The 25,855-nt window shown below is 39.5% G+C and carries 24 protein-coding genes and 1 riboswitch; of the genes, 23 read left to right on the top strand and 1 reads right to left on the bottom strand.

The features are described from left to right. Positions 1-63 precede the first annotated feature (63 nt). The 9 genes from ATG70_RS11625 (at position 64) to ATG70_RS11585 (ending at position 11,164) form a co-directional block, all read left to right on the top strand. Positions 64-1,011 (top strand): GDP-mannose 4,6-dehydratase, encoded by a 948-nt coding sequence (locus tag ATG70_RS11625; RefSeq protein ID WP_098444461.1) that lies wholly within the window; start codon positions 64-66, stop codon positions 1,009-1,011. Continuing rightward, on the top strand, positions 984-1,925 hold the full coding sequence (locus ATG70_RS11620; RefSeq protein ID WP_098444460.1) for a lysylphosphatidylglycerol synthase transmembrane domain-containing protein: 942 nt from the start codon (positions 984-986) through the stop codon (positions 1,923-1,925). Before ATG70_RS11625 ends, ATG70_RS11620 begins: the two co-directional genes overlap by 28 nt. Beyond that, positions 1,922-3,385, top strand: coding sequence for an alkaline phosphatase family protein (locus tag ATG70_RS11615; RefSeq protein WP_098444459.1), 1,464 nt, complete (start codon positions 1,922-1,924; stop codon positions 3,383-3,385). Before ATG70_RS11620 ends, ATG70_RS11615 begins: the two co-directional genes overlap by 4 nt. Further along, entirely contained in the window at positions 3,382-4,155 is a 774-nt protein-coding gene (locus ATG70_RS11610; protein ID WP_098444458.1) for a glycosyltransferase family 2 protein, read from the top strand. Before ATG70_RS11615 ends, ATG70_RS11610 begins: the two co-directional genes overlap by 4 nt. Positions 4,156-4,219: 64 nt before the next feature. Then, the gene (locus ATG70_RS11605) at positions 4,220-4,984 is read left to right on the top strand and encodes a hypothetical protein (RefSeq protein WP_098444457.1); all 765 of its coding nucleotides are present in this window, start codon (positions 4,220-4,222) and stop codon (positions 4,982-4,984) included. Positions 4,985-5,014: 30 nt separating this feature from the next. Further along, positions 5,015-5,956, top strand: coding sequence for an FTR1 family iron permease (locus ATG70_RS11600; RefSeq protein WP_098444456.1), 942 nt, complete (start codon positions 5,015-5,017; stop codon positions 5,954-5,956). Between the two features lie 115 nt (positions 5,957-6,071). Continuing rightward, entirely contained in the window at positions 6,072-7,571 is a 1,500-nt protein-coding gene (locus ATG70_RS11595) for a hypothetical protein (protein WP_098444455.1), read from the top strand. A 77-nt stretch (positions 7,572-7,648) separates the two neighbouring features. Beyond that, positions 7,649-9,430, top strand: coding sequence for an excinuclease ABC subunit UvrC (gene uvrC / locus ATG70_RS11590; protein ID WP_098444454.1), 1,782 nt, complete (start codon positions 7,649-7,651; stop codon positions 9,428-9,430). Between the two features lie 79 nt (positions 9,431-9,509). Continuing rightward, positions 9,510-9,698: riboswitch (Lysine riboswitch) on the top strand. Positions 9,699-9,928: 230 nt separating this feature from the next. Beyond that, complete coding sequence (locus tag ATG70_RS11585) at positions 9,929-11,164, top strand: aspartate kinase (protein WP_098444453.1); 1,236 nt, start codon at positions 9,929-9,931, stop codon at positions 11,162-11,164. A 38-nt stretch (positions 11,165-11,202) separates the two neighbouring features. Here the strand turns inward: ATG70_RS11585 and ATG70_RS11580 are convergent, their stop codons facing one another. Beyond that, the gene (locus ATG70_RS11580) at positions 11,203-11,643 is read right to left on the bottom strand and encodes a YslB family protein (protein WP_098444452.1); all 441 of its coding nucleotides are present in this window, start codon (positions 11,641-11,643) and stop codon (positions 11,203-11,205) included. A 306-nt stretch (positions 11,644-11,949) separates the two neighbouring features. On the opposite strand from ATG70_RS11580, the gene ATG70_RS11575 reads away from it, so the two are divergent. The 14 genes from ATG70_RS11575 (at position 11,950) to ATG70_RS11510 (ending at position 25,794) form a co-directional block, all read left to right on the top strand. Then, positions 11,950-12,558 (top strand): succinate dehydrogenase cytochrome b558 subunit, encoded by a 609-nt coding sequence (locus tag ATG70_RS11575; RefSeq protein WP_098444451.1) that lies wholly within the window; start codon positions 11,950-11,952, stop codon positions 12,556-12,558. Between the two features lie 75 nt (positions 12,559-12,633). Beyond that, a complete protein-coding gene (sdhA, locus tag ATG70_RS11570) occupies positions 12,634-14,397 on the top strand; it encodes a succinate dehydrogenase flavoprotein subunit (protein ID WP_098444450.1) in 1,764 nt (587 codons plus the stop codon). Further along, positions 14,397-15,155, top strand: coding sequence for a succinate dehydrogenase iron-sulfur subunit (gene sdhB, locus ATG70_RS11565; protein WP_098444449.1), 759 nt, complete (start codon positions 14,397-14,399; stop codon positions 15,153-15,155). Before sdhA ends, sdhB begins: the two co-directional genes overlap by 1 nt. A gap of 239 nt (positions 15,156-15,394) precedes the next feature. Beyond that, positions 15,395-15,622: a helix-turn-helix domain-containing protein gene (locus ATG70_RS11560; protein WP_369810531.1), complete on the top strand. Its 228-nt coding sequence runs from the start codon at positions 15,395-15,397 to the stop codon at positions 15,620-15,622. A 341-nt stretch (positions 15,623-15,963) separates the two neighbouring features. Beyond that, positions 15,964-16,803: a glucose PTS transporter transcription antiterminator GlcT gene (glcT, locus tag ATG70_RS11555; RefSeq protein WP_098444448.1), complete on the top strand. Its 840-nt coding sequence runs from the start codon at positions 15,964-15,966 to the stop codon at positions 16,801-16,803. Positions 16,804-16,968: 165 nt separating this feature from the next. After that, positions 16,969-19,005, top strand: a complete 2,037-nt coding sequence (gene ptsG, locus ATG70_RS11550; RefSeq protein ID WP_098444447.1) for a glucose-specific PTS transporter subunit IIBC — start codon at positions 16,969-16,971, stop codon at positions 19,003-19,005. 31 nt (positions 19,006-19,036) lie between these two features. Beyond that, the gene (locus ATG70_RS11545; protein ID WP_098444446.1) at positions 19,037-19,303 is read left to right on the top strand and encodes a phosphocarrier protein HPr; all 267 of its coding nucleotides are present in this window, start codon (positions 19,037-19,039) and stop codon (positions 19,301-19,303) included. Beyond that, complete coding sequence (gene ptsP, locus ATG70_RS11540) at positions 19,303-21,030, top strand: phosphoenolpyruvate--protein phosphotransferase (RefSeq protein WP_098444445.1); 1,728 nt, start codon at positions 19,303-19,305, stop codon at positions 21,028-21,030. The genes ATG70_RS11545 and ptsP overlap by 1 nt, the downstream gene beginning before the upstream one ends. A 193-nt stretch (positions 21,031-21,223) precedes the next feature. Beyond that, positions 21,224-21,676, top strand: a complete 453-nt coding sequence (locus ATG70_RS11535) for a MarR family winged helix-turn-helix transcriptional regulator (protein ID WP_098444444.1) — start codon at positions 21,224-21,226, stop codon at positions 21,674-21,676. 27 nt (positions 21,677-21,703) lie between these two features. After that, complete coding sequence (gene racE / locus ATG70_RS11530; protein WP_098444443.1) at positions 21,704-22,501, top strand: glutamate racemase; 798 nt, start codon at positions 21,704-21,706, stop codon at positions 22,499-22,501. A 207-nt stretch (positions 22,502-22,708) separates the two neighbouring features. Continuing rightward, a complete protein-coding gene (locus tag ATG70_RS11525) occupies positions 22,709-23,794 on the top strand; it encodes a GerMN domain-containing protein (RefSeq protein WP_098444442.1) in 1,086 nt (361 codons plus the stop codon). A 120-nt stretch (positions 23,795-23,914) separates the two neighbouring features. Next, positions 23,915-24,673 carry a ribonuclease PH gene (gene rph, locus ATG70_RS11520; protein WP_098444441.1) on the top strand — a complete coding sequence of 253 codons (759 nt, stop codon included), beginning with the start codon at positions 23,915-23,917 and terminating at the stop codon, positions 24,671-24,673. After that, on the top strand, positions 24,666-25,259 hold the full coding sequence (locus ATG70_RS11515) for an XTP/dITP diphosphatase (protein ID WP_098444440.1): 594 nt from the start codon (positions 24,666-24,668) through the stop codon (positions 25,257-25,259). The genes rph and ATG70_RS11515 overlap by 8 nt, the downstream gene beginning before the upstream one ends. 19 nt (positions 25,260-25,278) lie before the next feature. Continuing rightward, complete coding sequence (locus tag ATG70_RS11510; RefSeq protein WP_098444439.1) at positions 25,279-25,794, top strand: metallophosphoesterase; 516 nt, start codon at positions 25,279-25,281, stop codon at positions 25,792-25,794. Positions 25,795-25,855 lie beyond the last annotated feature (61 nt).

The raw sequence follows: 25,855 nt of genomic DNA, 5'->3' as shown, positions 1-25,855 counted from the left end.
TTGCGGCCATTTCTCTTGTTATTAAGTTTTTATAGATTGAAGTGTATAGCGGGAGTGCATAGTATGAAGGTATTAATTACTGGAGGGGCAGGATTTATAGGTAGTAGTCTTGCAAAAACGCTCTTAAAAGCTGGTCATGACGTGTCGCTAATTGATCATTTTTCATCATATTATCATGTAGAGCGAAAGGTAGAACATTTAGAGGAAATTAAGAAAAATGGACCTATAAGTGTACATAGGTTTGATTTGTTAGATGCTGATCAAACATTGGCTCATTTCAAAGCCTACACTTATGATAAAGTGATTCATCTTGCTGCCCTTCCTGGAGTACAATATTCATTAAAAAATCCATTAGATTATATCGATCAGGATATCAAAGTAGTCGTTAATGTTTTAAGTGCAGCGGGTGAAACTGGTATACCTCATGTTTTGTTCGGATCATCTTCTTCTGTATATGGAAGTCGAGAAGAGGGTCCAGTGAAGGAAGAGCATGCAAGTGGGAAGGTGAAATCACCTTATGCAGCGGCGAAGGCAGGAGCAGAATCGTTTTGTCATGCTTATCAATCGCTCTATGGCTTTAAGTTAACGATACTGCGATTCTTTACCGTATATGGACCGTGGGGGCGTCCAGACATGGCGATTCCTCTCTTTATTGAGAAGTTGATAAAAGGCGAGGAGATCACCGTGTATGATCGTGAGCAATCAAGAGATTTCACTTATATTGATGATATTATTCAGGGCATAACGTTAGCCTTTAAGCAGGACGGTTTATCTGAAGTTTATAATTTAGGTTCGGGATCACCTGTGCATCTCACAAAGTTGATCCAATTGCTTACTCAGTATTTTCCAAGTGCGAAGGTGAGAGAAGATACGTTTCGGCGAGGAGATGTTCGACATACGTGGGGAGATATTAGTAAGGCACGAAATGAACTGGGATATTCTCCTGAAGTAACCTTTGAAGAAGGGATAAGAAGGACAATTGAATGGGCAAAAAGCTATCACGAATTATAAAATGGGTATTTGGCTTGTTACTACTTTCTCTCTTTGCATTTCTACTGTTAAATGAATTTAATGTTACTACGCTAACCACCCTTACTAAAGAGTTAATCAGCAACCCGGGCTTGTTGTTTGCAATGGTTATCGGGTATACGTGCTCTTTTTTATTACGGGGTTTATGTTGGAGAATACTTGTTGACAGGACCATTTCCATGAGAGTTTATTTGGCAGGAATCTTTTACAGCTTGTTTTTTAACCACCTTTTACCGTTTAAGGGAGGAGAAGCTGTACGAATGGGGGTTCTTGCGCATAAACAAAAAGGACAGTGGACAACTTCTATTCAATCTGTCGTCATCCTACGTGCGATTGATCTTTTCTGGCTTGGTATTTTTGCCATGATTGGTGCAGAACTTTTTGGGATTACGGTTAGTACAACGTTTTTATTAGGAATGATAACTCTCTGTTTAGTGAGCGTATTAATTCTTATCCTGTATGTAAGAAAGAAAGCTAATGCGGGTTTTTTGTACAAACAGTTCGCTATGATGAAGAAACTAGTATACTCGCCTTACATGGTTCTTATCTTCCTCATTTCATGTCTCAGCTGGATAGCTGAAGGAATCGTCGTTTATTCCGTTGCTGGCTTTAACCATCACTTTGCCTATTTGGACGCTATGTGGGTAACCGCTTTATCAGTTGGATCAGGGGTGTTCCAGCTTGCTCCTGGTGGTTTTGCCACTTATGAAAGTGTGATGAGCTTCTCACTTCATCAGGTTGGTATTGGATGGGAAGAGGCCTTTTCAATTGCGCTTGTTACTCATGCTTTTAAATATGCTTATTCTTTTGTCGCCGGTTTAGTTGCTTTTTATCTTTACCCTCTTCGATTTCAGGAGTTGAGGTCGTTTATGAAAAAGAAAGGAGAAACATCATGAAACAAGCTTCAGGATTTGAAAAGATAGCAGCTAGATGCTGGAATCTTCTAAATGAAGGTAAACCATTTACCCCTATTTTTGTAACGGGGACGATGTTGTTATTATTTATTACGCAGTGGACTTCGGGCGCGTTTTGGGGAGCGTTTTTTCTAGGATTCGTTGCTGTCTTACCACTTCTCGTACTTTATTATGTTTATGATTATCCTTTATTTTTACGAAATTATTTGTGGATTCCTCTCGTAGGATATTTATTGATTTTTGATCAGTTCTCCTTATCAGCGGCTATGCTCGGGATCGGTCTTTATTTTTTCTTTACTGTCTTTTTTTGGGGCACGTTCTACTATCATCTTCGTATTGGGACAACTTGGCTGAACTTCACTCGCTTCTGGAAGTTGGTACTTAAGAATAGTGATTCCACGAGCGGTAACGCACAAGAACAGCTCCCTAAATTTTTGTTAATTTTATCGATCTGGATCGCGGTTGTTGAAACTTCTCTCACGAATAGAGGTACGTTTGATTGGACAACACTTGCTTTCTTTTATGCAGGAATATGGTTGTTTAGCTTTATTCTTCATCATTACCTGTTTGACTGGAAACCAGCGGTGAAATCGGATTACACAAAACCAGTGAAATTTACTCCTACAAACGAGCGAGTCATTATGATCGTGATTGATGGGATGCGGAAAGAACGATTTCAGGAAGCGAACACGCCATTCCTTGATTCTTTAAAGAAAAATGGGACAGAATACAGTCAAATGGAAACTGTTTATCCAGCTCGTACTGTTGTTTGCTTTTCTTCTATGATGACAGGTACATATCCACTTGAGCACGGTATCAAGTCCAATATGGTTTGGAATCTAGGTGTAAAAGTAGAAACGATTTTTGATTCACTACGAAAGGTTGGAAAGACAGGAAGGCTTCTCGGAATTGCTCACCTTGTTGATGCGATGGGTGATGATGTTGATACTGTAACGGCTGTTATGAACAATGATGTGGCGGATACGAAAATTATGGAGGGTGCTCGTCAAATTATGCTAGATAAAAACCCTGACTTCTTTACGGTACAGCTAATTGGTACTGATCAAACAGGACATGCAAGAGGTGTACTGTATGATGATTACATTCAAAAAATTGAAGAAGCGGATAAATTAGTAGAAGATTATGTTCACTTCTTACATGAAAATGGATTTATGGAAAACACAACTTTGATTGTGTGCGCGGATCATGGACAGGCAGATGGAATCGGGGGACATGGCCATCTTGATGAAGGGGAACGGTTCGTGCCATTTTTCTTAAATGGCCCATCGATTGCTAAAGGAAAAATTGTCGAAGAAAAACATAGCCTTACGTCTGTTGCACCGACTGTGGCACATTTACTTGGAGCTCCAATTCCATCGCATAGTAGGGGAGCAATTTTAGAGGAAGCTTTTCAAGATAGGAAGGAAGAAGTAATAAAATGAAGCAACACGTCATTGTTTTTTTACCTGCACACAACGAAGAGGATTCCATTGGGGAAGTAATCAAACAAATCCCAAGAGATATTCATCCTACCGTTCGCGTAAGTGTATTAGTGATAGACGATGGATCTACGGACCGAACTGTAGAAGTTTCAAAATCAGCGGGTGCAGACTACATTTATTCTTTTAAAACAAATCAAGGACTTGGTGCCGCGGTTCGAAAAGGAATTTCTCACTCAGTCGAACTTGGCGCAGACATTGGCGTTATGCTTGATGCTGATAATGAATACCCGGCATGGCAATTACCAGACCTACTCGAACCTGTTTTTAATGGCGAAGCAGACTATGTGATGGGATCTCGGTTTAAAGGAACGATTGATGGCATGCGATTACATCGGCGACTGGGCAATTATTGTTTTACGTTTCTTCAATCACTCCTTTTGCAAAAGTGGATCTATGATGGCCAATCAGGAATGAGGGTTTTTTCAAGACAGGCGATGGAGCACAGTGAAATTATTCATGATTACAACTATGCTCAGGTATTAACATTAAATCTTGTTAGAAAAGGATTTAGAGTTAAGGAAGTGCCAATCACTTATCAAGTACGCTCGACTGGTGAATCCTATATTAAATTTAAAGCGTATTTAACTTCCGTTTTACCAGCGATCTTTAAGGAAATGACTCGCCCCGTTCAGAAGGTAGCGATCAACTATCATGCCCATGATCTCGATCTTAACAAGATGGAAGCAATCATGGCAGAAAAGTCACACTAATTACCGATCTGTTATTGACTTCAATGATGATAATCATTATCATTATCAATGAGGAGGATTTCTAATGAAAAAACGCATTCTATCATCATTCTTTTTACTAACACTAATTTGTACTCTTGCTGTACCAGATCTTGCTCAAGCTTATTCCTATGGTGATCCTACTGAAGAAAAAGTAGCTGAAGCCTATAGTGAAATGTCTGCTAAATTAAATGAATCTCCTCCTAATTTTAATCAAGCCAACGAAATATTTTCTTCTGTAAAAGAAGAAATACAATTACATATGGGTGATGATGCGGTTCAGGCTGTTCAAACTGAATTAGACAATGAGAATGAAGAAGCTGTGATGACAAATATGCAGCAAATTCTTGTGCTTAATATCTCTAGAAGACTTGAAAATGTAGAGAAAGATTTTGAAGAGTATGATACGACAAGAAAATTGGTTGGAAAAGCAGATGCTACATATAAAACGCTCTCTCCAGTAGTGAAAGATACAAATCCTGAACTTGACGAAAAAATAAAAAATGAGTTTGAAGTTATACTTGATTCTCTCGGTAATCCTGGTTTGTTTGGGGTTGGTGAGAAAGAATCGAATGAAGAACAGTTTGCTGAAAGCAAGAAAGTTATTCTTGATGGATTACAAGATCATTTTGAAATGAAATCGGTTGAGATCGGTCACTTTGGTGAAAGTGCGACTGAAGAAGAAACGTCGAGTGGGAAAACAGATTGGACTGATTTAGGTCAACTCTCGAATTGGATCCCGCTCATCATTCTTGTAGCAATAATTGTTGGAGTTGTCATTTATACAACTAGAAAGCGTCGTCGCTCGTAAAGTATTTGTTTGTAGAAAGGGGAAAGTTTAATGGAAATTCAGGCATTACTGATCATGTTCAGAGAAGTACTTGAAGCGCTTCTCATTATTGGAATCATAACGACTTATATGAAACGAATGGGACAGTGCCAGTATAACAAGTTTGTCTGGTTAGGAGCCGGTCTTGCCGTAGTAGCAAGTATTGGCGTTGCCATGCTATTTCAGGTTGTTTTCACAGGATTCGCTGCAATGGGAAGCGAGATCTACCTGAAGATTTCCATTATGCTTATCTCAGCTGTTTTATTAACTCAAATGGTATTCTGGATGGCTTCGCATAGCCGTAACCTTAAAAGTAAAACCGAGGGGAAGATGACGGAATACATTACGACAGGTAATGTTATTGGCATGGTAATTCACTCTTTCTTAGTTGTTCTACGAGAAGGTGTCGAAACTGTTTTCTTCTTTGCAGCTATTACTGGAGGAGACATCGGTAAAGGATTTGAAGGATGGGGAGCGATTACTGGAGTCTTAATTGCTTCAGCCGTTTCATACTTTTTCTTTAAAGGTACGATGCGTATTCCACTTAAATCCTTCTTTAAAATCACTGGTATTTTTATTGTACTCATTGCAGGTGGGTTATTTGTACAGGGAATATCAATGATGCAAGATATTAAATTAATTGGCAGTGTTATGCCTCATGTGTATGACTTAACATGGTTTTTACCTGAGCATCCAATTGACTATGCCCATTACGTGCGAGATCAAGGGGTAGCTCCGTTACTCTCTGGTGATATCGGTATCTTCTTTAAAGCATTGTTTGGTTATTCCTCAATGCCTTCCATTGAAGAAATTATAGCGTATGTCGGTTACTTTACCGTGATTTACTTGCTCGTCAATCACCAGAAAGAGCCAGTAAAAACAGAAGTAAAAGAACCTAATAATAAAGCTGTTTTTAAAACAACGAACGAGATGAATGAATCTGCAGTAAAATAAACTCACTAAGTACAAGGCGGAATAAATCGTCTTGTGCTTTTTTTCATCATTAGTACCGCAAACGATGTTTAGATAGCTTTGCGCCTCTGTTTGAAACTGAAAAGGATGATACAAAATGAATCGAGCTTTTAGAAATCGAAAGGAACGGTATGCCATTCATACCCTGGTATGGGTTTTGTCACTCATTAGTCTTATATTACTCGTATGGTGGAGATTTATCTATGCAATCGAGTCACCACGTTCCTGGGATCAGGTTGATTTTACTTTAGCCCTCGATCGTTTTGATTTATTTGCAATGCAGCCACATTTTCCAGGGTATCCTTATTTTATTCTTGGAGGCATTTGGCTGAATAAATGGATTTCTAATCCAGCTGAGGCACTTGCATCCTGGAATTCTCTTCTTATGCTACTTGCCATATATCCAATGTATATAATAAGTCGATCGTTTCTCTCAAAGACGTTTAGCATTGTAGCAGTTGCTCTTATTCAATCTATGGTGTTTATAAATGTGCTAACTGTTCAACCGATGAGTGAAGCTTCAGCGGTTGCAATGCTCTGGTGGTATTTGTGGAGTTTACAACATGCCTTTACTAAACATTCAACTGTTTGGATCGTAATATCTTCATTTTTCTTTAGTTTATTACTAGGAGTGCGATTATCGTATTTACCGTTCGGAATTGGTTTCGTGTTGCTATTAATTCATCGAAAAAACAAATTCACAGCTAAAGAATATCTCTCTTTTTTAATGATGCAAGTGCTAGTAGCTGCAGCTTTTCAGTTCATTTGGGTTGGTGGCCTTGCTGTTTCTGAAGGAGGGGTCGCTGCTTTTCTTCAGCTAGCATTAGGCTTCTCTCAAGGTCACTTTGAAGAATGGGGAGGAACAGCTGTTTCCGCATCGAGTTCTTTTATTGAGCGTCTATCTCATCTTTTTCTAAATAATATTGTATGGACAGGGATTGGTGGGCAAAACCTTTTCGTATTGTTATTACTCGTAGCACTCTTCGTATACTTAACAATGGTTCGAGTGAAGAAACCAATAAGGATTACGGAAGTCTCTTGGTTTGGATGGGCGTTTGCCAGTATGATCTTTAGTTATTTTCTTTGGGCTTTATTTGCACAGAATATAGATAAGCCTCGACATATTCTCCCGCTTCCAGGAATGGTATTGCTTGGATTTCTATGGTTTGGATTAAAAAAACAATGTGATGGGTCGAAAAGAATGTTGCTATTGTTAGCCGTCATTATTAGCGTGCAGTCAGCGGTTTCTTATATAACCATGAAGGAAGCAAACGATCCAGCGGCTGTTTATCAATTAATTGATTACTTAGAAGACGAGAGTGAACCGCTTATTGTGTATACTTGGGAAGAAACAAGGGTAATGTCTTTTAATCGTGTTTCATTTGAACATGAACAAATTTACACCTATTCAACTTTTCTCGCAGATCTTCGTTATTATGAAAATCATCGTGTATATTTAACAGAGCAAGTAGTTGAAGGGTTTGCAAAACAAGGGATACCGATTGAAGATCAAGTGAAACGAATCCAAACATTTCATTCTTCAAAGCTATATGACCCTGTCTATCATGACATTGTGTTTTATGAGTTTCTAAAGTAATCGGTTGAAGAGTGACTATGATACAATAAAAGGGGAACATAGATACGCCTTGAAAGGGAGTAAAGAGGTGAGTCAGTATGGAACAACATCTTAAAAATAAGCTAGCGATTCTTCCTGACCAACCCGGGTGTTACTTGATGAAAGATCGCCAGGGAACGATCATTTATGTCGGGAAAGCGAAAGTGTTAAAAAATAGAGTTCGTTCGTATTTTAGCGGATCACACGATGGGAAAACACAGCGTCTAGTAGGCGAAATACGCGATTTTGAATATATCGTTACATCTACAAACCTTGAAGCTCTTATTTTAGAGCTTAATTTAATCAAAAAACATGATCCAAAATATAACGTCATGCTTAAAGATGACAAAAGTTATCCTTATATTAAAATAACGGCTGAAGAGCAGCCCCGCTTAATTACTACACGCAAAATCAAAAAAGATAAAGGAAAATATTTTGGTCCATATCCAAACGCATATGCAGCTAGTGCAACAAAGAAATTATTGGACCGTCTCTATCCGTTGCGGAAGTGTCGAAAGATGCCCGATCGGGTCTGCCTTTACTATCATATCGGACAATGTCTTGCACCTTGCGTTAACGACATTACGAAGGAACAAAACAAAGAAATGATTGAAGGCATTACCCGCTTTTTAAACGGTGGTCATCAAGAAGTAAAAGAAGATATCGAACGAAAAATGATGACTGCTTCAGAAAACATGGATTTCGAGCGAGCAAAAGAGTTCCGAGATTTAATGTTTCATATCGATAAAGTAATGGAAGTTCAAAAAATCCAATCCAATGATGGCATCGATCGAGATATATTCGGCTATAGCTTTGACAAAGGATGGATGTGTGTCCAAGTTTTCTTTGTACGACAGGGGAAATTAATTGAAAGAGATGTTTCGCTTTTTCCTTTCTATAATGACGCTGAAGAAGATTTCTTAACCTATATCGGTCAGTTCTACCTTCAGCAAAATCATCCTAAACCGAAAGAGGTTTTACTTCCTCAGCAGGTAAATGCTCAGATGGTTGAAGAACTTCTTCAAATTCCTGTTCTTCAACCTAAGCGCGGAAAGAAAAAAGAGCTTGTAGAGCTTACGATGAAAAATGCAACCATTGCACTTAATGAGAAATTCTCATTAATCGAACGGGATGAAAAGAGAACGATTGATGCTATTGAAAATTTGGGCGATCAGCTCGGTATAGACGCACCTCTTCGAATTGAAGCTTTTGATAACTCAAATATCCAGGGAACCAACCCCGTCTCAGCGATGGTGGTGTTTATTGATGGAAAACCAAAGAAAAATGAATATCGAAAGTATAAAATAAGAACGGTTGATGGTCCAAATGATGTAGGATCAATGAAGGAAGTTGTTAGAAGAAGATATTCGAGAGTGTTAAAGGAAAGTGGACCACTCCCTGATTTAATTATCATTGATGGCGGTATTGCTCAAATACAAGCAGCAAAAGACGTCCTTGAGAATGAGCTTAGTCTTGAAATTCCGGTTTGCTCTCTTACTAAAGATGAGAAACATAAAACGTCTCACCTTCTTATTGGTGATCCTCCACAGGGTGTATTCTTGCCAAGAAATAGCCAAGAATTCTATCTTTTACAGCGAATTCAGGATGAAGTGCATCGGTTTGCTATTACATTTCATCGGCAGCTTCGAGGTAAATCAATGCTTAAATCAAGCCTTGATGACATCCCAGGTATAGGCGAGAAAAGAAAAAAGAAGTTGTTGAATCATTTTGGATCCATTAAAAGGATGAAAGAAGCAACTGCAGAAGATCTTCATAATGCCGGATTACCAATGAATGTAGCGGAGGAAGTTGTGGCTCGATTTGAAAATCAATCAAATTAATTTTCAAGAACATCTTGCGGCATTCACGTAAGTTCGTTATAATGAGTGAAATTTAATAGTTCCACACTTCGAAAGTTGAAGTGATGGTAGAGGCGCAAAAACCATTAGTAAGCTTACGGGAGAGTGTTAAGACTCGTTGATCGTAGTTGAAAGGGGAATTTGCCGAAGTGGAAAGGCGCTTATCCGTCTGAAACTGGATCTGTATTGAATAAATGCAGAGCTGTCATCCAATACCTACCCGGGAATTGGATGGAGAACTATCTCACATAGGGACGTTTTCTTGGATTTGTTATGAAAACAACAGTGAGGTTTTTCTCATTGTTGTTTTTTTATACTTTAATAGCGAAAAGAAACATTAAAGTATATAAAAAAACAGAGGCATCGCTTTTTATTGGCGAAGCAATTTATCCATTTCGACTCTTAAATTCGTGAGTATGAGTAAGATGCGAGTAAAACGCATAGGGATAACCAAGCTGTATGAAAGAAAGGATGGAGAGAGTGGGACTACGTGTATTGAAATTCGGAGGTACGTCTGTTGGAGATGTAGACAAAATTAAAAATGTTTCCAAAAGACTAATGGAAGCTGTAAACAATGGAGACGAGGTTGTAGCAGTTGTTTCCGCGATGGGGAAAACAACGGATGAACTTGTGGGGTTATCAAAAGGAATTACTTCTAAACCATCTCCAAGAGAGCTTGATATGCTCCTCACGACTGGTGAACAGGTGACAACAGCACTTCTTTCAATGGCCTTAAATGAAGAAGGATACGATGCTATTTCACTAACAGGCTGGCAGGCTGGAATTAAAACCGAAACGTTTCATGGTAATGCAAGAATTCTTGATATAGATGCTTCCCGGATGAATCAACACCTTGCTGAAGGGAAAATCGTGATTGTTGCAGGATTCCAAGGACTAACAGATACATCTGACATTGCAACGCTTGGCCGCGGTGGTTCTGATACAACAGCTGTCGCAATTGCAGCCGCTCTTAAGGCAGATCGTTGTGAAATCTATACGGATGTAGATGGCGTATATACGACCGATCCTCGCTACGTAAAAGGTGCAAGAAAGCTTTCTACCATTTCATACGATGAAATGCTTGAGCTAGCCAATCTTGGAGCTGGTGTTCTGCATCCGAGAGCGGTAGAATTCGCAAAAAACTACAATATTCTGCTCGAGGTACGCTCGAGTTTTACAAATGAACCTGGAACGCTAATTGAGGAGGTCGTATCAATGGAACAAAATTTGGTGGTTAGAGGTCTTGCTTTTGAAAGTAATGTTACAAAAATAACAATTTCAGGTTTACCGAATGAGCTTACAACGCTCCCATCTCTATTTTCATCCCTTGCTTCAAATGGCATTAACGTAGATGTGATCATTCAAAGCACAGGAGAGAAAAATACAACGAGCATCTCGTTTTCAATTGAAACTGCTTCTCTCGAGTTAACGCTAGATGTCCTTCGTCGTATCAAAGTGAAACTTCCTTATGAACATATTTATCATGAATCAGATCTAGCTAAAGTATCAATAGTCGGATCTGGTATGATTTCAAATCCAGGCGTTGCCGCACAGATGTTTGAGGTGCTTGCTGAACATGGAATTGAAATGAAGATGGTAAGCACATCAGAAATCAAAGTATCAACGATCGTCCCAGAAGAAAAAATGATTTATGCAATTGAGTCACTACATGACAAATTCCAGTTAGATGAGAGAACACCTGTTAATCAAATGTAATCGAAAAGGAGACCACGCCGTGGTCTCCTTTTTATCAATCAAATCTGATCTTTCGGGTCCCATTTTACTGTGAATTGAATGTCATTCTTTTTATCAATTTCATAGGCCTCAGCAATGCAATGGAGCATGTTTTGATATTGTTCAGCAAGAAAGCCTGCCTCTAGTTGATAACAGGCAATACGACTTGTTTTTTTTCGTTCTGTGATGAGTTCTGAATGAAGATCGAACGTTATTTCATTCTTTTTTTCTTGTACAATTGATAATCGCCCCCAACCAGCACGCTGAAAAAACTCTTCAATCTCTTCTCGTGTGGAGAGAGGGAACTGTCTGGCCATTTCTTTTCCAGTCCAATATAAAACAGCAGGCTGCTCACTTCCAAGAAGTTCAGGAATAAGAATTTCTCGGTAGAATTCATACCCAAAAGCAGTTGTTTCTAGTTCATGGCTGTAATCAATCGAGTTTGTACGCTTCTTAAACATAAATTCCTCCCAGCTTTTCTACTAAATTATTATAACGTTTAATAGTAAAATCCTCCATAGCATAAACGATAGAATTTACAACAAAGGAAGCGTATTCAATAGATAGAAATAAAAGTCTTGCAAAGCAATTTTGAAAACTCAAAATGTACGCGTTTTCTTGACGGTCCTAAATGATGGGAGTACAATGGGTATGTCACAATATAATCGACAGAAAGCGATGATTTCTGTGCATGCAAAGACTTCTTTAATAGAAAAAATGCACTGGCAGATGGTAGCTTAACAACTTAAAAGGGGGACACACAAAACATGGCCGCAAGTCGAGACTTTGTAAGCCGAAAATTGCATTCGCTTCTAGGAGTAATTCCACTCGGACTCTTCGTTATTCAGCATTTAACAGTTAACTATTTTGCAACAAGAGGGCCCGAAGCATTTAATGACGCAGCTCACTTTATGGAGAGTCTTCCATACAGGTATGTGCTCGAAATTTTTGTCATTTTCTTACCGCTCTTATTTCATGCGATTTACGGTGTTTATATCGCATTTCAATCCAAAAATAACGTTAGTCGCTACGGCTATCTACGTAACTGGATGTTTTACTTGCAGCGGATCTCAGGCGTGGTCGTATTAATCTTTGTAACATGGCACGTCTGGCAAACGAGATTACAGGCCGCAATGGGAGCTGAAGTGAACTACCAAATGATGGTTGATATCTTATCAAATCCAGCCATGATGATCTTTTATATTATCGGTGTACTTGGTACAGTATTCCACTTCGCCAATGGCTTATGGTCATTCTTCGTAAGCTGGGGCTTTACAGTAACACCTAAATCACAGCGTGTGATGACTTATGTCACAATGATTATTTTCGTTGCACTTTCAGTAGTAGGCATGCGCGCATTGTTTGCATTTGTGTAAGAAAGTGAACTGTCTTCACCACGTCTGATACATAATTTTTCAGACAGAGCCAGCATTTAAGGGGGAACCGTTCTTATGAGTAAAGGTAAATTAGTGATAGTTGGAGGCGGCCTAGCAGGATTAATGGCAACCATCAAAGCTGCTGAAGCAGGAATGAACGTGGATCTACTTTCCATCGTTCCAGTTAAACGATCTCACTCTGTATGTGCACAGGGGGGGATAAATGGGGCTGTTAATACAAAAGGGGAAGGTGACTCTCCCTGGGAACATTTTGACGACACTGTCTATGGAGGAGACTTTCTTGCAAATCAGCCTCCTGTAAAAGCAATGTGTGATGCGGCACCAGGTATTATTCATTTAATGGATCGAATGGGTGTTATGTTCAACCGTACACCTGAAGGTCTTCTTGATTTCCGCCGCTTTGGTGGTACACAGCATCACCGTACTGCGTTTGCGGGTGCTACGACTGGTCAGCAGCTTCTTTATGCGCTAGATGAACAAGTGCGTCGTCATGAAGTAGCAGGACTTGTTACGAAGTATGAAGGATGGGAGTTCTTATCAGCTATTCTCGACGATGATGGTGTTTGTCGCGGTGTGGTTGGTGAAAATTTAACGACTTCGGAAATCCGAAGCTTTGAAGCTGATGCGGTTATTATGGCGACAGGTGGACCGGGTATTATTTTCGGTAAGAGTACAAACTCAGTAATTAATACTGGATCTGCAGCTGGAGCGCTCTATCAGCAAGGAGCGATTTATTCAAATGGTGAATTTATTCAAATTCATCCAACTGCAATCCCAGGTGATGATAAACTTCGTCTCATGAGTGAGTCTGCACGTGGAGAAGGTGGCCGTGTATGGACTTATAAAGATGGGAAGCCATGGTATTTCCTTGAAGAAAAGTACCCGGCTTATGGTAACCTTGTTCCGCGAGATATTGCGACAAGAGAAATCTTCGATGTTTGTGTTAGTCAAAAGCTTGGAATTAATGGGGAAAACATGGTTTACCTTGATCTTTCTCACAAAGATTCGAAAGAGCTAGATGTTAAACTTGGCGGTATTATTGAAATCTATGAAAAATTCATGGGAGATGATCCACGCAAAGTACCTATGAAAATATTCCCAGCTGTTCACTATTCAATGGGTGGACTATGGGTTGATTTTAATCAGCAGACAAATATTCCAGGATTGTTTGCAGCTGGGGAATGTGACTATTCTCAACATGGTGGTAATCGTCTTGGAGCAAATTCTCTTCTATCATCTATTTATGGTGGAATGGTTGCAGGTCCGAATGCAGTTGATTACATTAATGGACTAGAATCAACGGTGGAAGATCTTTCTTCTTCTCTATTTGAGAAACACCAACAAGAAGAGCAAGCTAAACAAGATGCGATTATGAAGATGGATGGAACAGAAAATGCTTATCAAATTCATAAAGAGCTTGGCGAATGGATGACTGCCAACGTTACAGTAGTGCGTAATAATGATAAGTTGAAAGAAACGGATGAAAAGATCCAAGAATTGATGGAGCGTTACGAGAATATCAATATTAATGATACGTCCAAATGGAGTAATCAAGGGGCTTCGTTCACTCGACAGCTTTCAAACATGCTGCAGTTAGCACGAGTGATTACAATCGGTGCTTTAAATCGTAACGAAAGTCGTGGAGCACATTACAAGCCTGATTTCCCTGAACGTAATGATGAAGAGTGGTTGAAAACAACCATGGCGAAATACGATGCAGTTAACAACAAACCAGAGTTTTACTACGAAGAAGTAGATACATCATTAATTACACCTCGTAAACGTGATTATTCTAAGAAGAAAGCGGGGAATAAATGATGAGTGAAAAGAAAACCGTTACTCTTAAAATAAAAAGGCAGGATGGCCCTGATTCTGCGTCGTATGAAGAAACGTTTACAATTCCATATCGTCAAAACATGAACGTGATTTCTGCTTTAATGGAAATACGTCGTAATCCTGTTAATGCGAATGGTGAGAAAACAACTCCAGTTATTTGGGAAATGGGGTGTCTTGAAGAAGTTTGTGGAGCTTGTTCAATGGTGATTAACGGTAAACCACGCCAATCTTGTACAGCTCTTTTAGATCAACTTGAACAGCCGATTCGTTTGGCTCCAATGACAACATTCCCTGTCGTGCGTGATTTGGCAGTCGACCGAAGTAGAATGTTTGATGCGCTTAAGAAAGTAAAAGCCTGGATTCCGATCGATGGAACTTATGATCTTGGTCCGGGTCCAAGAATGCCAGAGAACAAACGTCAGTGGGCTTATGAGCTATCAAAATGTATGACTTGCGGTGTTTGCCTTGAAGCATGTCCGAACGTAAACAGCCGTTCTGAATTTATTGGACCGGCGGCTGTATCTCAAGTACGCTTATTTAACGCCCACCCAACAGGTGCGATGAACAAAGAGGAACGTCTTGAAGGTTTAATGGGAGATGGGGGCCTCGCAAATTGCGGTAACTCGCAAAACTGTGTGCAGTCCTGTCCGAAGGGCATTCCATTAACAACTTCTATTGCTGCAATGAATCGAGCGACTTCACTCCAAACATTTAAAAACTTCTTTGGAAGTGATCACTAAAAAAGATCCCCTTTTGGGGATCTTTTTTGATGAAGATAGTTGTGGATGTATGCATCTCCTTTTACTTACGATATTTCTCAGGAAATGATGAACAAGAGCGAAGGTTGTCATATTGGTTTTATTAAAGATATCAGGTTGAAAATGTGAATAAATGTAACACGTATGATAGAAATTCATATATTGTATGGACTATATGATTTCAGTTGAAGTAGCTTTGTTGCCCTATCGAGGAGGGTGGAATGTTGAAAGGGAACCACTACCGACCAAAGCCACTATTAACCAAAAGAGAAAGAGAAGTTTTCGAACTACTTGTTCAAGACAAAACAACAAGAGAAATTGCAGAAGAACTGTTTATTAGCGAAAAAACAGTTCGAAACCACATTTCGAACACGATGCAAAAGCTTGGAGTAAAGGGGCGTTCTCAGGCTGTTGTTGAATTGCTTCGACTGGGAGAGTTAGAAATTTAGTTGAACCGGCTTAATAAAGCCGGTTTTTCCTATTAAGTTTAGAGATTTGTTAGATTGTTATTAAACTATACTAAGATAACGGTATAGATAAATTTTCGTGGGTCGTTTTCAATAACTAAAGGTAGCTTATCGATTTAGAGGCACTTGTAAATATAGAGACTGCAATAATAACGACAGAAAAGAAATATAATCCGTAAAGGTGAAAAATATTCCCAAAACGTTTATGATGGAGGGAAGACGATCGATTGGAACGTTTTCTCATTGACGAAATACCTGTAATTTACTATCATTAGTACGTTCATAATCACAAATGAAACCGGTTTAATGAGGGGAACTTGAACATGAATGGTGGATTTGAAATTAAAAAAATTCTGAATAACAACGTCGTTATTGCTATTTCTGACCAAAATACTGAGGTAGTATTAACTGGGAAAGGTATCGGATTTAATCAGAAACAGGGCGAAAGGCTCGATGAATCAAAAGTAGACAAGTATTTTGTTCTTATCGATAAGCATGAGCAAGAACAATACAAATTATTGGTACCGAATGTTTCGGAATCTTTTATTGCCATTATGAATGATTCGATATCTTTGATTGAAGATAAATTAGATTCTCAACTTGATGAACATATTCATGTGTCATTAACAGACCATCTTTCTTTTGCAATTAAACGTCTTCGTCAAGGCCTAGATGTAAAATATCCTTTTTTGGTAGAAACGCAAACGATGTATCCAAAAGAATATACAGTTGCTGAAGAAGTGATTCAGCACATTAACCATAAGCTAGATGTCGCTCTTCCAGATGGAGAAATCGGCTTTGTTGCACTGCATATCCATAGCGCCATTACAAATCGTAGTGTTGGAAAGCTTAATAAATATTCAGCTTTAATCAATCAATTGGTAAATGTGATTGAAGACTCACTACATCTTGTCATTGATCGAACTGGTATTGATTATTTACGACTTGTTCGTCATCTGAGACATGCGATTGAACGAAGTGAATTGAATCAGCCAGTTGAAGCTCACGAACGTTTAGAAAAAGTATTGAAAGAAGAATATCCTGTGTGCTATAATCTGTCATGGAAGTTGATTAAGATAATGCAAAAGGAACTTCGTACGAATTTTCCTGATGCAGAAGCAGTTTACTTAACAATGCACTTGCAAAGGCTTTCTCCTAAATAACTAAATACTTAACGGTAACGTGTTACTGATACGATCAGGCATGAGTGAAACCGGAATGACAAAAATTGATTGGGGTATAGTATATCCTGATTGAATTGTCGTACCGTCACTCATGCCTTTTTTATATTTATATTCTTTAGGGGAAAAATAAAAGGAGGAAAACAAATGTTTAAACAAGCTTTCGGGGTTTTACAACGCGTTGGTAAAGCACTAATGCTGCCAGTGGCGATATTACCTGCTGCTGGTCTTCTACTTGGATTTGGTAATGCTTTTCAAAATCCAACATTGCTTGAAAAATTACCATTCATGTCCGCAGAATGGTTTCAACTTCTCGCTACAGTAATGGAAGAGTCTGGTGGGATTGTATTCGCTAACCTTGCTCTACTATTTGCGGTTGGTGTAGCGATTGGGTTATCAGATGGAGACGGAGTTGCTGGTATTGCCGCAATTGTTGGTTTCCTTGTTATGAATATTACGATGGGCGTCCTTGAAGGCGTTTCGGCTGATCAAGTAGCTGAAAGCGCATCATATGCGAATGTATTAGGAATACCTACTCTTCAAACGGGGGTATTTGGAGGAATAATTGTCGGTATTCTTGCCTCCTATATGTATAAACGGTATTATAATATTCAACTTCCTCAATATCTTGGCTTCTTCGCTGGGAAACGTTTTGTTCCAATCGCTACGGCGGTTTCAGCTTTGATACTTGGCGTCATCATGATTTTTGTTTGGCCGCCAATTCAATCAGGACTAAATGCATTTTCTCACAACATGCTTGATGCGAATCCTGCTCTTGCAGCATTTGTATTCGGTGTCATTGAACGTTCATTGATTCCATTCGGTCTTCACCACATTTTCTACTCACCTTTCTGGTTTGAGTTTGGACAGTACACAAATGCTGCTGGTGAGATAATCCGTGGAGATCAAAAGATTTTCTTTGAACAATTAAAAGATGGTGCTGAGCTTACAGCTGGAACGTTCATGACCGGTAAATTCCCGTTTATGATGTTTGGACTTCCTGCAGCAGCACTTGCAATGTACCATGAAGCTAGACCTGAAAAGAAAGCGGTTGTAGCGGGTATTATGGGGTCAGCTGCGCTGACATCTTTCTTAACAGGAATTACTGAGCCACTTGAGTTCTCATTCTTATTCGTTGCACCAGTTCTTTTCGGTATTCATGCTATTTTTGCAGGACTTTCCTTTATGACTATGGCATTACTTGATGTTAAAATTGGTATGACTTTCTCCGGTGGTGTTATTGACTTCCTTCTATTCGGAGTTCTACAAGGTAGAACAGCGTGGTGGTTAGTTATTCCAGTAGGATTAGTGTTTGCTTTAATCTACTACTTCGGCTTCCGTTTTGCGATTCGTAAGTTTAACTTAATGACGCCAGGACGTGAAGAAGATGAAGAAGATGAAATTGCAGACGACGGCCAAGAAAATACTGCGCTAGCCTACAATGTGCTTCAAGCTCTTGGTGGCGAAAGCAATATCACGAACTTGGATGCTTGTATTACGCGACTACGTGTTTCTGTGGCAGATAAAGGTGAAGTTGACAATAAACGTCTAAAACGCCTTGGTGCTTCAGGTGTTATGGAAGTAGGAAATAACATTCAGGCAATCTTTGGAACACAATCTGATGGGCTGAAAGGCCAGATTAGAGACATTATTAGTGGGAAAACACCAAAACCACTTCAGGATCAGAAGAAAGAAGAAGAGTCTGAAAAACCTTCTGGTGTTAAAGGAAAAGATCATCTCATCTCTCCTTTAGAAGGAAAAATCATGCCAATTACGGAAGTGCCTGATCAGGTCTTCTCTGGTAAGATGATGGGTGACGGTTTTGCGATTGAACCAACTGATGGCTTGATTGTTGCACCGGTTGATGGCAAAATAATGAATGTGTTCCCAACGAAGCATGCAATTGGTATTGAGTCTGTTAATGGTCGTGAAATTCTGATTCACGTTGGAATTGATACGGTTAATCTCAAAGGTGAAGGTTTCGAAGTATTTATTAGCGAAGGTGATGAAATTAAACAGGGCCAAAAGCTAATGAAAGTTGATCTCGCTTATATTAAAGAAAATGCAACCTCAACAATCACGCCTATTGTGTTCACAAACCTTGAAGAGGGAGAAACGATTGACCTTTCAAAAGAAGGTACTGTTTCTCGGGAAGACAAAGATATTATCACAATATCAAAATAAAAAATATAACAATTGAAAGAGGGAATTTAAAATGGCAGAGAAAAATTTCACAGTAACAAGTGAATCAGGAATTCATGCACGTCCAGCAACAGCACTAGTAAACAAAGCAGGTCAATATAGCTCTGACGTAACGCTTGATTATAATGGAAAGTCTGTAAACCTTAAATCAATTATGGGCGTAATGAGCCTTGGCATTCAACAAAACTCTGAAATCACTATCAAAGCAGAAGGATCAGATGCTGACGAGGCGATTGCAGGACTTACAGAAGTTATGGAAAACGAAGGTCTAGGCAAGTAATGTCAAATCAGTTGACTGGAATTGGCGCTTCTGCGGGAATAGCTATTGCGAAAGCATTCGTACTTGAAAACCCAGCACTAGAAATTGAAAAAACTTCAATTACTGATGCTGGAGCTGAAATCGAACGTTTTGAAGCAGCTGTTCATCGCGCTAAAGAAGAACTTGAAGTTATTAAGAATCACGCCAATGAACAGCTCGGAGAAGATAAAGCAGCGATATTCGCTGCTCATCTTCTCGTTTTATCTGATCCTGAGTTGTTGAATGCGGTTAAAGATAAAGTGAATAACGAGAACGTAAATGCTGAAAGTGCAATGAGCGACGTTTCGAATATGTTTATTAGCATGTTTGAGAACATGGATAACGAGTACATGAAAGAACGTGCTGCTGATATTCGTGACGTATCTAAACGTGTGCTTGCTCATTTACTAGGCGTTACGTTTACTTCCCCTGGAGCGATTACAGATGAAGTGATTGTGCTTGCTGAAGACTTAACACCTTCTGACACTGCTCAACTAAATAAGCAGTTTGTTAAAGGATTTGCTACTGATATTGGCGGCAGAACATCTCACTCTGCAATCATGGCTCGATCAATGGAAATTCCAGCTGTCGTTGGAACGAAAACGATTACTTCTGAAGATGTGGAAGGGAAGATGGTTATCATTGATGGAATCGATGGTAACGTGATTGTAGATCCTTCTGATGAAGAAATCGCACAGTATACGAAGAAAAAAGAGCACTTTGAAGCCAAAAAGCAAGAGTGGGCTAAGCTTGTTAATGAGCCTACAACTACGAAAGATGAAAAACATGTTGAGCTAGCTGCGAACATTGGAACACCTGAAGACGTTAAAGGAGTTCTTGAAAATGGCGGCGAAGGTGTTGGTCTTTACCGTACTGAATTCCTTTATATGGGGCGTAATGAATTGCCTTCAGAAGAAGAGCAGTTCAATGCTTATAAAGAAGTTCTTGAGAAAATGGACGGCAAACCCGTTGTCATTCGTACGCTTGATATTGGTGGAGATAAAGAGTTACCTTACTTAAATCTTCCAAAAGAAATGAATCCTTTCCTTGGGTTCCGTGCGATTCGTCTTTGCTTGGAAGAGACTGAGATTTTCCGTACGCAGCTTCGCGCACTTCTTCGTGCTAGTGTATTTGGAAATCTGAAAGTGATGTTCCCAATGATCGCCACTGTTGGTGAATTCCGTCAAGCGAAAGAAATGCTTCTTACTGTTAAAGAGGAGCTAATTGGTGAAGGGATCCAAGTTTCAGAGGAGATCGAAATTGGAATGATGGTTGAAATTCCAGCAACTGCTGCTATGGCAGACGTTTTTGCTAAAGAAGTTGACTTCTTTAGTGTTGGAACGAATGATCTTATTCAATATACGATGGCTGCTGACCGAATGAATCAAAAAGTCTCTTACCTGTACCAACCATATAACCCTGCGATTCTTAGACTTGTTAAGATGGTTATTGACGCAGCTCATAAAGAAGGTAAATGGGCTGGTATGTGTGGTGAAATGGCTGGAGATCAAATTGCGATTCCGATTCTTCTTGGTCTTGGCCTAGATGAATTCAGCATGAGTGCAACGTCAATTTTGCCTGCTAGAAGTCAAATGACGAAGCTATCAAAAGAAGAAATTTCTTCGCACATCGATCACATTCTTTCACTTGCAACAAATGAAGAAGTGGTTACTTATGTACAAGAACATTTCGCAACGGAAGAGCTATAGGAAACTATAGCTCTTTTTTTCGTTTTAATGTGTGTTCTAAAGGGACTAAAAAATTATTGGTAAGTGTCACATAGCGTGTGAGATCGAGTTAGCACAATTTGAATGGGTAAACGAAGCTGAAAGCACACTCTTCTTGCAATTCACGGCGCCTACAATCAAAATAGACTATAGGATAAAATAAGGGGGAGACTGAATGTCTGAAGAATTAACGAGAGAACCAGCTTCGATTGTTGATATAGAGAAATCACTTCGAATGGTGGCTGGTATCATTAAGCAAAATGGACGTGAGCTTTTAAGTGAATTCTCCATTACACCTCCTCAATTCCTGGCACTCCAATGGCTTTCTGAATATGGAGATTTAACCATTGGTGAGCTATCAAATAAGATGTACCTTGCTTGTAGTACTACGACGGATCTAGTCGATCGAATGGAGAAGACGGATCTAGTAAAACGAGTCAAAGACCCACATGATCGTCGCGTTGTTCGAATTCATATACTTGATAAGGGAAATGACATTATCAAAAAAGTTATTCATAAAAGACAGGTCTATTTGGAGAAGATTACATGGAAATTTTCAGGTGATCAAGTCAAAGCATTGGAAGAAAGTTTGCATTTGCTTTATGACGAAATGAAAAAAAACGAATAGGACCGGTAAGTAGAGAGGCGAAATGTTTTGAAAAAACCAATTGGGGTTATCGATTCTGGAGTTGGCGGTTTAACGGTAGCTCGAGAGATAATGCGTCAATTACCAAAGGAAGAGATTGTTTATTTAGGCGATACGGCAAGGTGTCCATACGGACCTAGGTCTGCGCCTGAAGTAAAGCAGTTTACGTGGGAAATGACAAATTATCTTCTTGAGAAATATCAAATTAAAATGTTAATTATTGCATGCAATACCGCTACAGCAGTCGTTCTAAAAGAAATTCAGGATGAGCTCAACATACCAGTAAGGGGCGTAATTCATCCTGGAGCAAGAAGTGCGATCAAAGAAACAACGAATAAGTATATAGGGGTTATCGGCACAGCTGGCACGATTAAAAGTAGGGCCTATGAATATTCATTAAAAGCAATTGATGACGACGTTAAGGTGGAAAGCCTCGCATGCCCGCCTTTCGTTCCACTTGTTGAAACGGGTAATCTATCCAGTGAAGAAACCTACCAGACTGTTAGTAATACCCTTTCTCCCCTACTTCATAAAGGGATTGACACATTGATTCTCGGGTGTACTCATTATCCATTGTTAGAACCGGTTATTCAATCAGTGATGGGAGAAGAGACGACTATTATTTGTTCAGGTGATGAAACTGCCTATGAAGTAAGTGGCATCTTAGAATATAGCTCGCTACTATATACTGGTGATAACCGACCTTCCCATACATTTCTAACAACTGGATCGATAGATAATTTTACAAGGATTGCGAGCCACTGGCTAGAATATCCTGTGAAAAATGTGAAACGTATTGAGCTCTAATCCACTTTGGATTAGAGTTTTTTTATAGAAAATTAGGATGACGCTCTTTAATAAAACATCACTGATCACTAAGCTTCATAACGAACATCCGAATCATTCATTCTTTTACCTTTCAGAATGGATACACAACTTATTATCAACAGTCAGGTATAAATTGAAATATAACTCGTATAAATGGTAGTACAAACCATCCGGGGAGGGATAGCTATGCGTTTACGCGGGATTGGATTCGCGCTATTGTTGCTTTCATGTATACTAACGATATCTGGCTGTGGATTTGGTTTTGAAAAGTCACTTAAGGAAATTGATCCTCCAAAGGTCGATTATGTTAATGAAGGGGAGCAGATGGAGGATAATGAAACTGGCGCAACTAAGGAAGGAGAGGTAGAAGAAGCAACTGGTGAAGAACCTTCTGAAGAAGTGACTGAAATGACGACTCGTCAGCTTTATCTACTTGATGCAAATGGGATGGTAGTGCCTCAAAGTTTTCAGCTCCCTGCAGTGGAAAGCGCTGCAAAACAGGCGCTTGAATATCTCGTGGTGGACGGTCCAGTAACCGAAATGCTACCTAACGGGTTTAAAGCAGTGTTACCTGCAGGTACGGTTGTTCAAGGAATTGACCAGGTGGATAAAACGTTAGTAGTCGATTTTTCAAATGAGTTTAAAGACTATGCTGCTGAAAATGAGAAGCAAATTCTTGAAGCAGTTACATGGACTCTTACCCAATTTGATGGTGTAGAGAACGTGAAGATTCAAATCAACGGTTATGATCAAACAGAAATGCCCGTTAATGGCACGCCGATTGGAGAAAATGTTAGCAGAGCAAATGGTATAAATCATGAGATGGGCAATGTTGTGGATGTTTCCAATAGTGAAGACATTACAGTCTACTTCATGGCTCAAAATGAAGACTACTCCTATTATGTACCAGTAACGAAGCGGATGGAAGGCGTTTCTGATGATGTAAGGGGAGTATTGAAAGGTTTAATGGAAGGGCCACCTGTGCAATCTGGATTATTTAGTCAGTTTTCTAAAGATATTAAGTTATTGGGTGCTAATGAAGAGGATGGTTTGTTAACACTTGATTTCAATGAGGCGATTTTAACAGGATCTGAAGAAATGGTGCTCCAGCAAGATATGTTAAATAGTCTTGTTTTATCGTTAACTGAACAAGCAGACATTAAAGAAGTGGCAATAACCGTAGATGGCCATTCTGAAGTGATTGATGAAGCTGGAAACGCACTATCTGAGCCGGTTTCAAGACCGGAGGACGTTAACAAAGTGGGTTTTTAAAATAGAATATGATAGGATGTAGAGGCAGGGATACTGCCTCTTTTCATGTTTATTAAGAGAGGTAAATGACTACATGATCGTTGATGAGAAAAGGGAAGATTTGCTAATAGGAGGACGAGTATGAGAGTTGACGGGCGTCAAAAAAATGAGTTAAGAGAAGTACATATTGAAAGAGATTATATAAAACATCCAGAGGGTTCAGTTTTAATTACAGTAGGCGAGACAAAAGTAATTTGCTCTGCCTCAATTGAAGATCGAGTTCCTCCATTTATGCGTGGACAGGGCAAAGGGTGGATTGCTGCTGAATATGCCATGTTACCGCGTGCGACTGAGCAGAGAAATATAAGAGAATCAAGTAAAGGGAAAGTGGCTGGTCGTACGATGGAAATTCAGCGGTTAATCGGAAGGGCGCTGCGAACCGTGGTAAATCTTGAAGCGCTTGGTGAGCGCACGATATGGATTGATTGTGATGTGATTCAAGCCGATGGTGGAACACGTACAGCCTCCATTACAGGAGCATTTGTGGCTCTTGCAATTGCCGTAGAAAAAGCAATGGATCGGAAGCAAATTAAGAAAATGCCATTAACGAACTTCCTTGCAGCTACTTCTGTTGGCATTGACCGTAATGGTTCAGCTTTATTAGATTTATGCTACAAAGAAGATGCTTCTGCTCAAGTAGACATGAATATTGTTATGACAGGAAGCGGAGAATTTGTTGAACTTCAGGGTACAGGTGAAGAAGCAACGTTTAATATGAACCAACTTAATGAAATGCTTGCACTTGGAAAAACTGGTGTGGAAGAATTAATTAACACACAAGCTGAAGTAATCGGAGACTTTGCGACTAAGATAAAGGAGGCATCAGCAGCAGATGCGTAAACTGCTTATTGCGACGCAAAATGAAGGCAAAGTAAAAGAATTTAAGCGGAGGTTTGAATCTGATGAGCTGAGTGTTCTTTCTTTACTTGACATTGAAAACTCTCCGGATGTAGCTGAAACAGGCAGTACATTCGCTGAAAATGCAGTGTTAAAAGCGGAAGCAATCATGAAGCTAACAAACCAGCCTGTTATTGCTGATGACTCAGGGCTTGTTATCGATGCGCTTGATGGAGACCCAGGCGTGTATTCTGCTCGTTATTCAGGACCTGAAAAAGATGATGAGGCAAACATTGATAAAGTATTAATGGAAATGAAAGATGTTCCTAAAGAACAGCGAAACGCCTCCTTTCATTGTGTCCTCGCAGTAGCGATACCGGGTCAAAACACAGAAATTTTCTCGGGGACGTGCAGTGGCATGATTACGTTTGAACGTTCTGGAAGCTATGGTTTTGGATATGACCCGATTTTCTACGTTCCTTCCTATGATAAAACGATGGCTGAACTTTCTCCTGAAGAGAAAAATGCGATTTCTCATAGGGGACAAGCACTCGATCGTTTAGAAGAGGTATTTAAGGAATTATTTTAATGAAAAGAGGTGGCGTGATGTGAAAGTACTAGTTGTAAGTGATAATCATAGCTCTAATGAAGAATTACACCATCTGGTAGAACGACATAAGCACGAAGTGGAATGTATGATCCACTGTGGAGACTCTGAATTTGATTATGATGCAGAGGAGATGCTTCCGTTCCATGTAAGAGTCAGAGGGAATTGTGACTTTGATGACCGCTATCCAGATGAGTTAGTGCAAACGGTGGGAAATAAAACTATTTTCGCTACGCACGGCCACTTGTATAATGTAAAGATGACCTTAATGAAATTGCACTATAAAGCAAAAGAAGCCCAGGCAGATTTAGTTTGCTTTGGTCATTCGCATGAAGTGTTAACAGTATTCGAAGAAGGTACGCTTTTCCTTAATCCAGGCAGCGTGAAACTTCCGAGAAAACCCGCTATTCAAACTTACGCTATTGTGGAGTGGACGAGTGATGCAATTGAAGTCACATACCATGATGAAAATGGAAAAGTGATTGAGGAAATTTCCTCAACGTTTACTCTTTCATAATAGAAAAAAACACAGCGCATGCTGTGTTTTTTTCTATTGTTTCCTATTGACTTTACTAATG

This window comes from Bacillus sp. es.036, assembly GCF_002563635.1.
Lineage (GTDB): Bacteria > Bacillota > Bacilli > Bacillales > Guptibacillaceae > Guptibacillus.
The sequence above is the reverse complement of the archived record's forward strand: the minus strand, read 5'-3'. Positions and strand labels throughout refer to the sequence as shown.

What these genes read in the sequence shown, in the direction of transcription:
- ATG70_RS11625 (WP_098444461.1), top strand. Translation starts at nt 64, where the DNA reads ATGAAGGTATTAATTACTGGAGGGGCAGGATTTATAGGTAGTAGTCTT.
- ATG70_RS11620 (WP_098444460.1), top strand. Translation starts at nt 984, where the DNA reads ATGGGCAAAAAGCTATCACGAATTATAAAATGGGTATTTGGCTTGTTA.
- ATG70_RS11615 (WP_098444459.1), top strand. Translation starts at nt 1,922, where the DNA reads ATGAAACAAGCTTCAGGATTTGAAAAGATAGCAGCTAGATGCTGGAAT.
- ATG70_RS11610 (WP_098444458.1), top strand. Translation starts at nt 3,382, where the DNA reads ATGAAGCAACACGTCATTGTTTTTTTACCTGCACACAACGAAGAGGAT.
- ATG70_RS11605 (WP_098444457.1), top strand. Translation starts at nt 4,220, where the DNA reads ATGAAAAAACGCATTCTATCATCATTCTTTTTACTAACACTAATTTGT.
- ATG70_RS11600 (WP_098444456.1), top strand. Translation starts at nt 5,015, where the DNA reads ATGGAAATTCAGGCATTACTGATCATGTTCAGAGAAGTACTTGAAGCG.
- ATG70_RS11595 (WP_098444455.1), top strand. Translation starts at nt 6,072, where the DNA reads ATGAATCGAGCTTTTAGAAATCGAAAGGAACGGTATGCCATTCATACC.
- uvrC (WP_098444454.1), top strand. Translation starts at nt 7,649, where the DNA reads ATGGAACAACATCTTAAAAATAAGCTAGCGATTCTTCCTGACCAACCC.
- ATG70_RS11580 (WP_098444452.1), bottom strand. Translation starts at nt 11,643, where the DNA reads ATGTTTAAGAAGCGTACAAACTCGATTGATTACAGCCATGAACTAGAA.
- ATG70_RS11575 (WP_098444451.1), top strand. Translation starts at nt 11,950, where the DNA reads ATGGCCGCAAGTCGAGACTTTGTAAGCCGAAAATTGCATTCGCTTCTA.
- sdhA (WP_098444450.1), top strand. Translation starts at nt 12,634, where the DNA reads ATGAGTAAAGGTAAATTAGTGATAGTTGGAGGCGGCCTAGCAGGATTA.
- sdhB (WP_098444449.1), top strand. Translation starts at nt 14,397, where the DNA reads ATGAGTGAAAAGAAAACCGTTACTCTTAAAATAAAAAGGCAGGATGGC.
- ATG70_RS11560 (WP_369810531.1), top strand. Translation starts at nt 15,395, where the DNA reads ATGTTGAAAGGGAACCACTACCGACCAAAGCCACTATTAACCAAAAGA.
- glcT (WP_098444448.1), top strand. Translation starts at nt 15,964, where the DNA reads ATGAATGGTGGATTTGAAATTAAAAAAATTCTGAATAACAACGTCGTT.
- ptsG (WP_098444447.1), top strand. Translation starts at nt 16,969, where the DNA reads ATGTTTAAACAAGCTTTCGGGGTTTTACAACGCGTTGGTAAAGCACTA.
- ATG70_RS11545 (WP_098444446.1), top strand. Translation starts at nt 19,037, where the DNA reads ATGGCAGAGAAAAATTTCACAGTAACAAGTGAATCAGGAATTCATGCA.
- ptsP (WP_098444445.1), top strand. Translation starts at nt 19,303, where the DNA reads ATGTCAAATCAGTTGACTGGAATTGGCGCTTCTGCGGGAATAGCTATT.
- ATG70_RS11535 (WP_098444444.1), top strand. Translation starts at nt 21,224, where the DNA reads ATGTCTGAAGAATTAACGAGAGAACCAGCTTCGATTGTTGATATAGAG.
- ATG70_RS11525 (WP_098444442.1), top strand. Translation starts at nt 22,709, where the DNA reads ATGCGTTTACGCGGGATTGGATTCGCGCTATTGTTGCTTTCATGTATA.
- rph (WP_098444441.1), top strand. Translation starts at nt 23,915, where the DNA reads ATGAGAGTTGACGGGCGTCAAAAAAATGAGTTAAGAGAAGTACATATT.
- ATG70_RS11515 (WP_098444440.1), top strand. Translation starts at nt 24,666, where the DNA reads ATGCGTAAACTGCTTATTGCGACGCAAAATGAAGGCAAAGTAAAAGAA.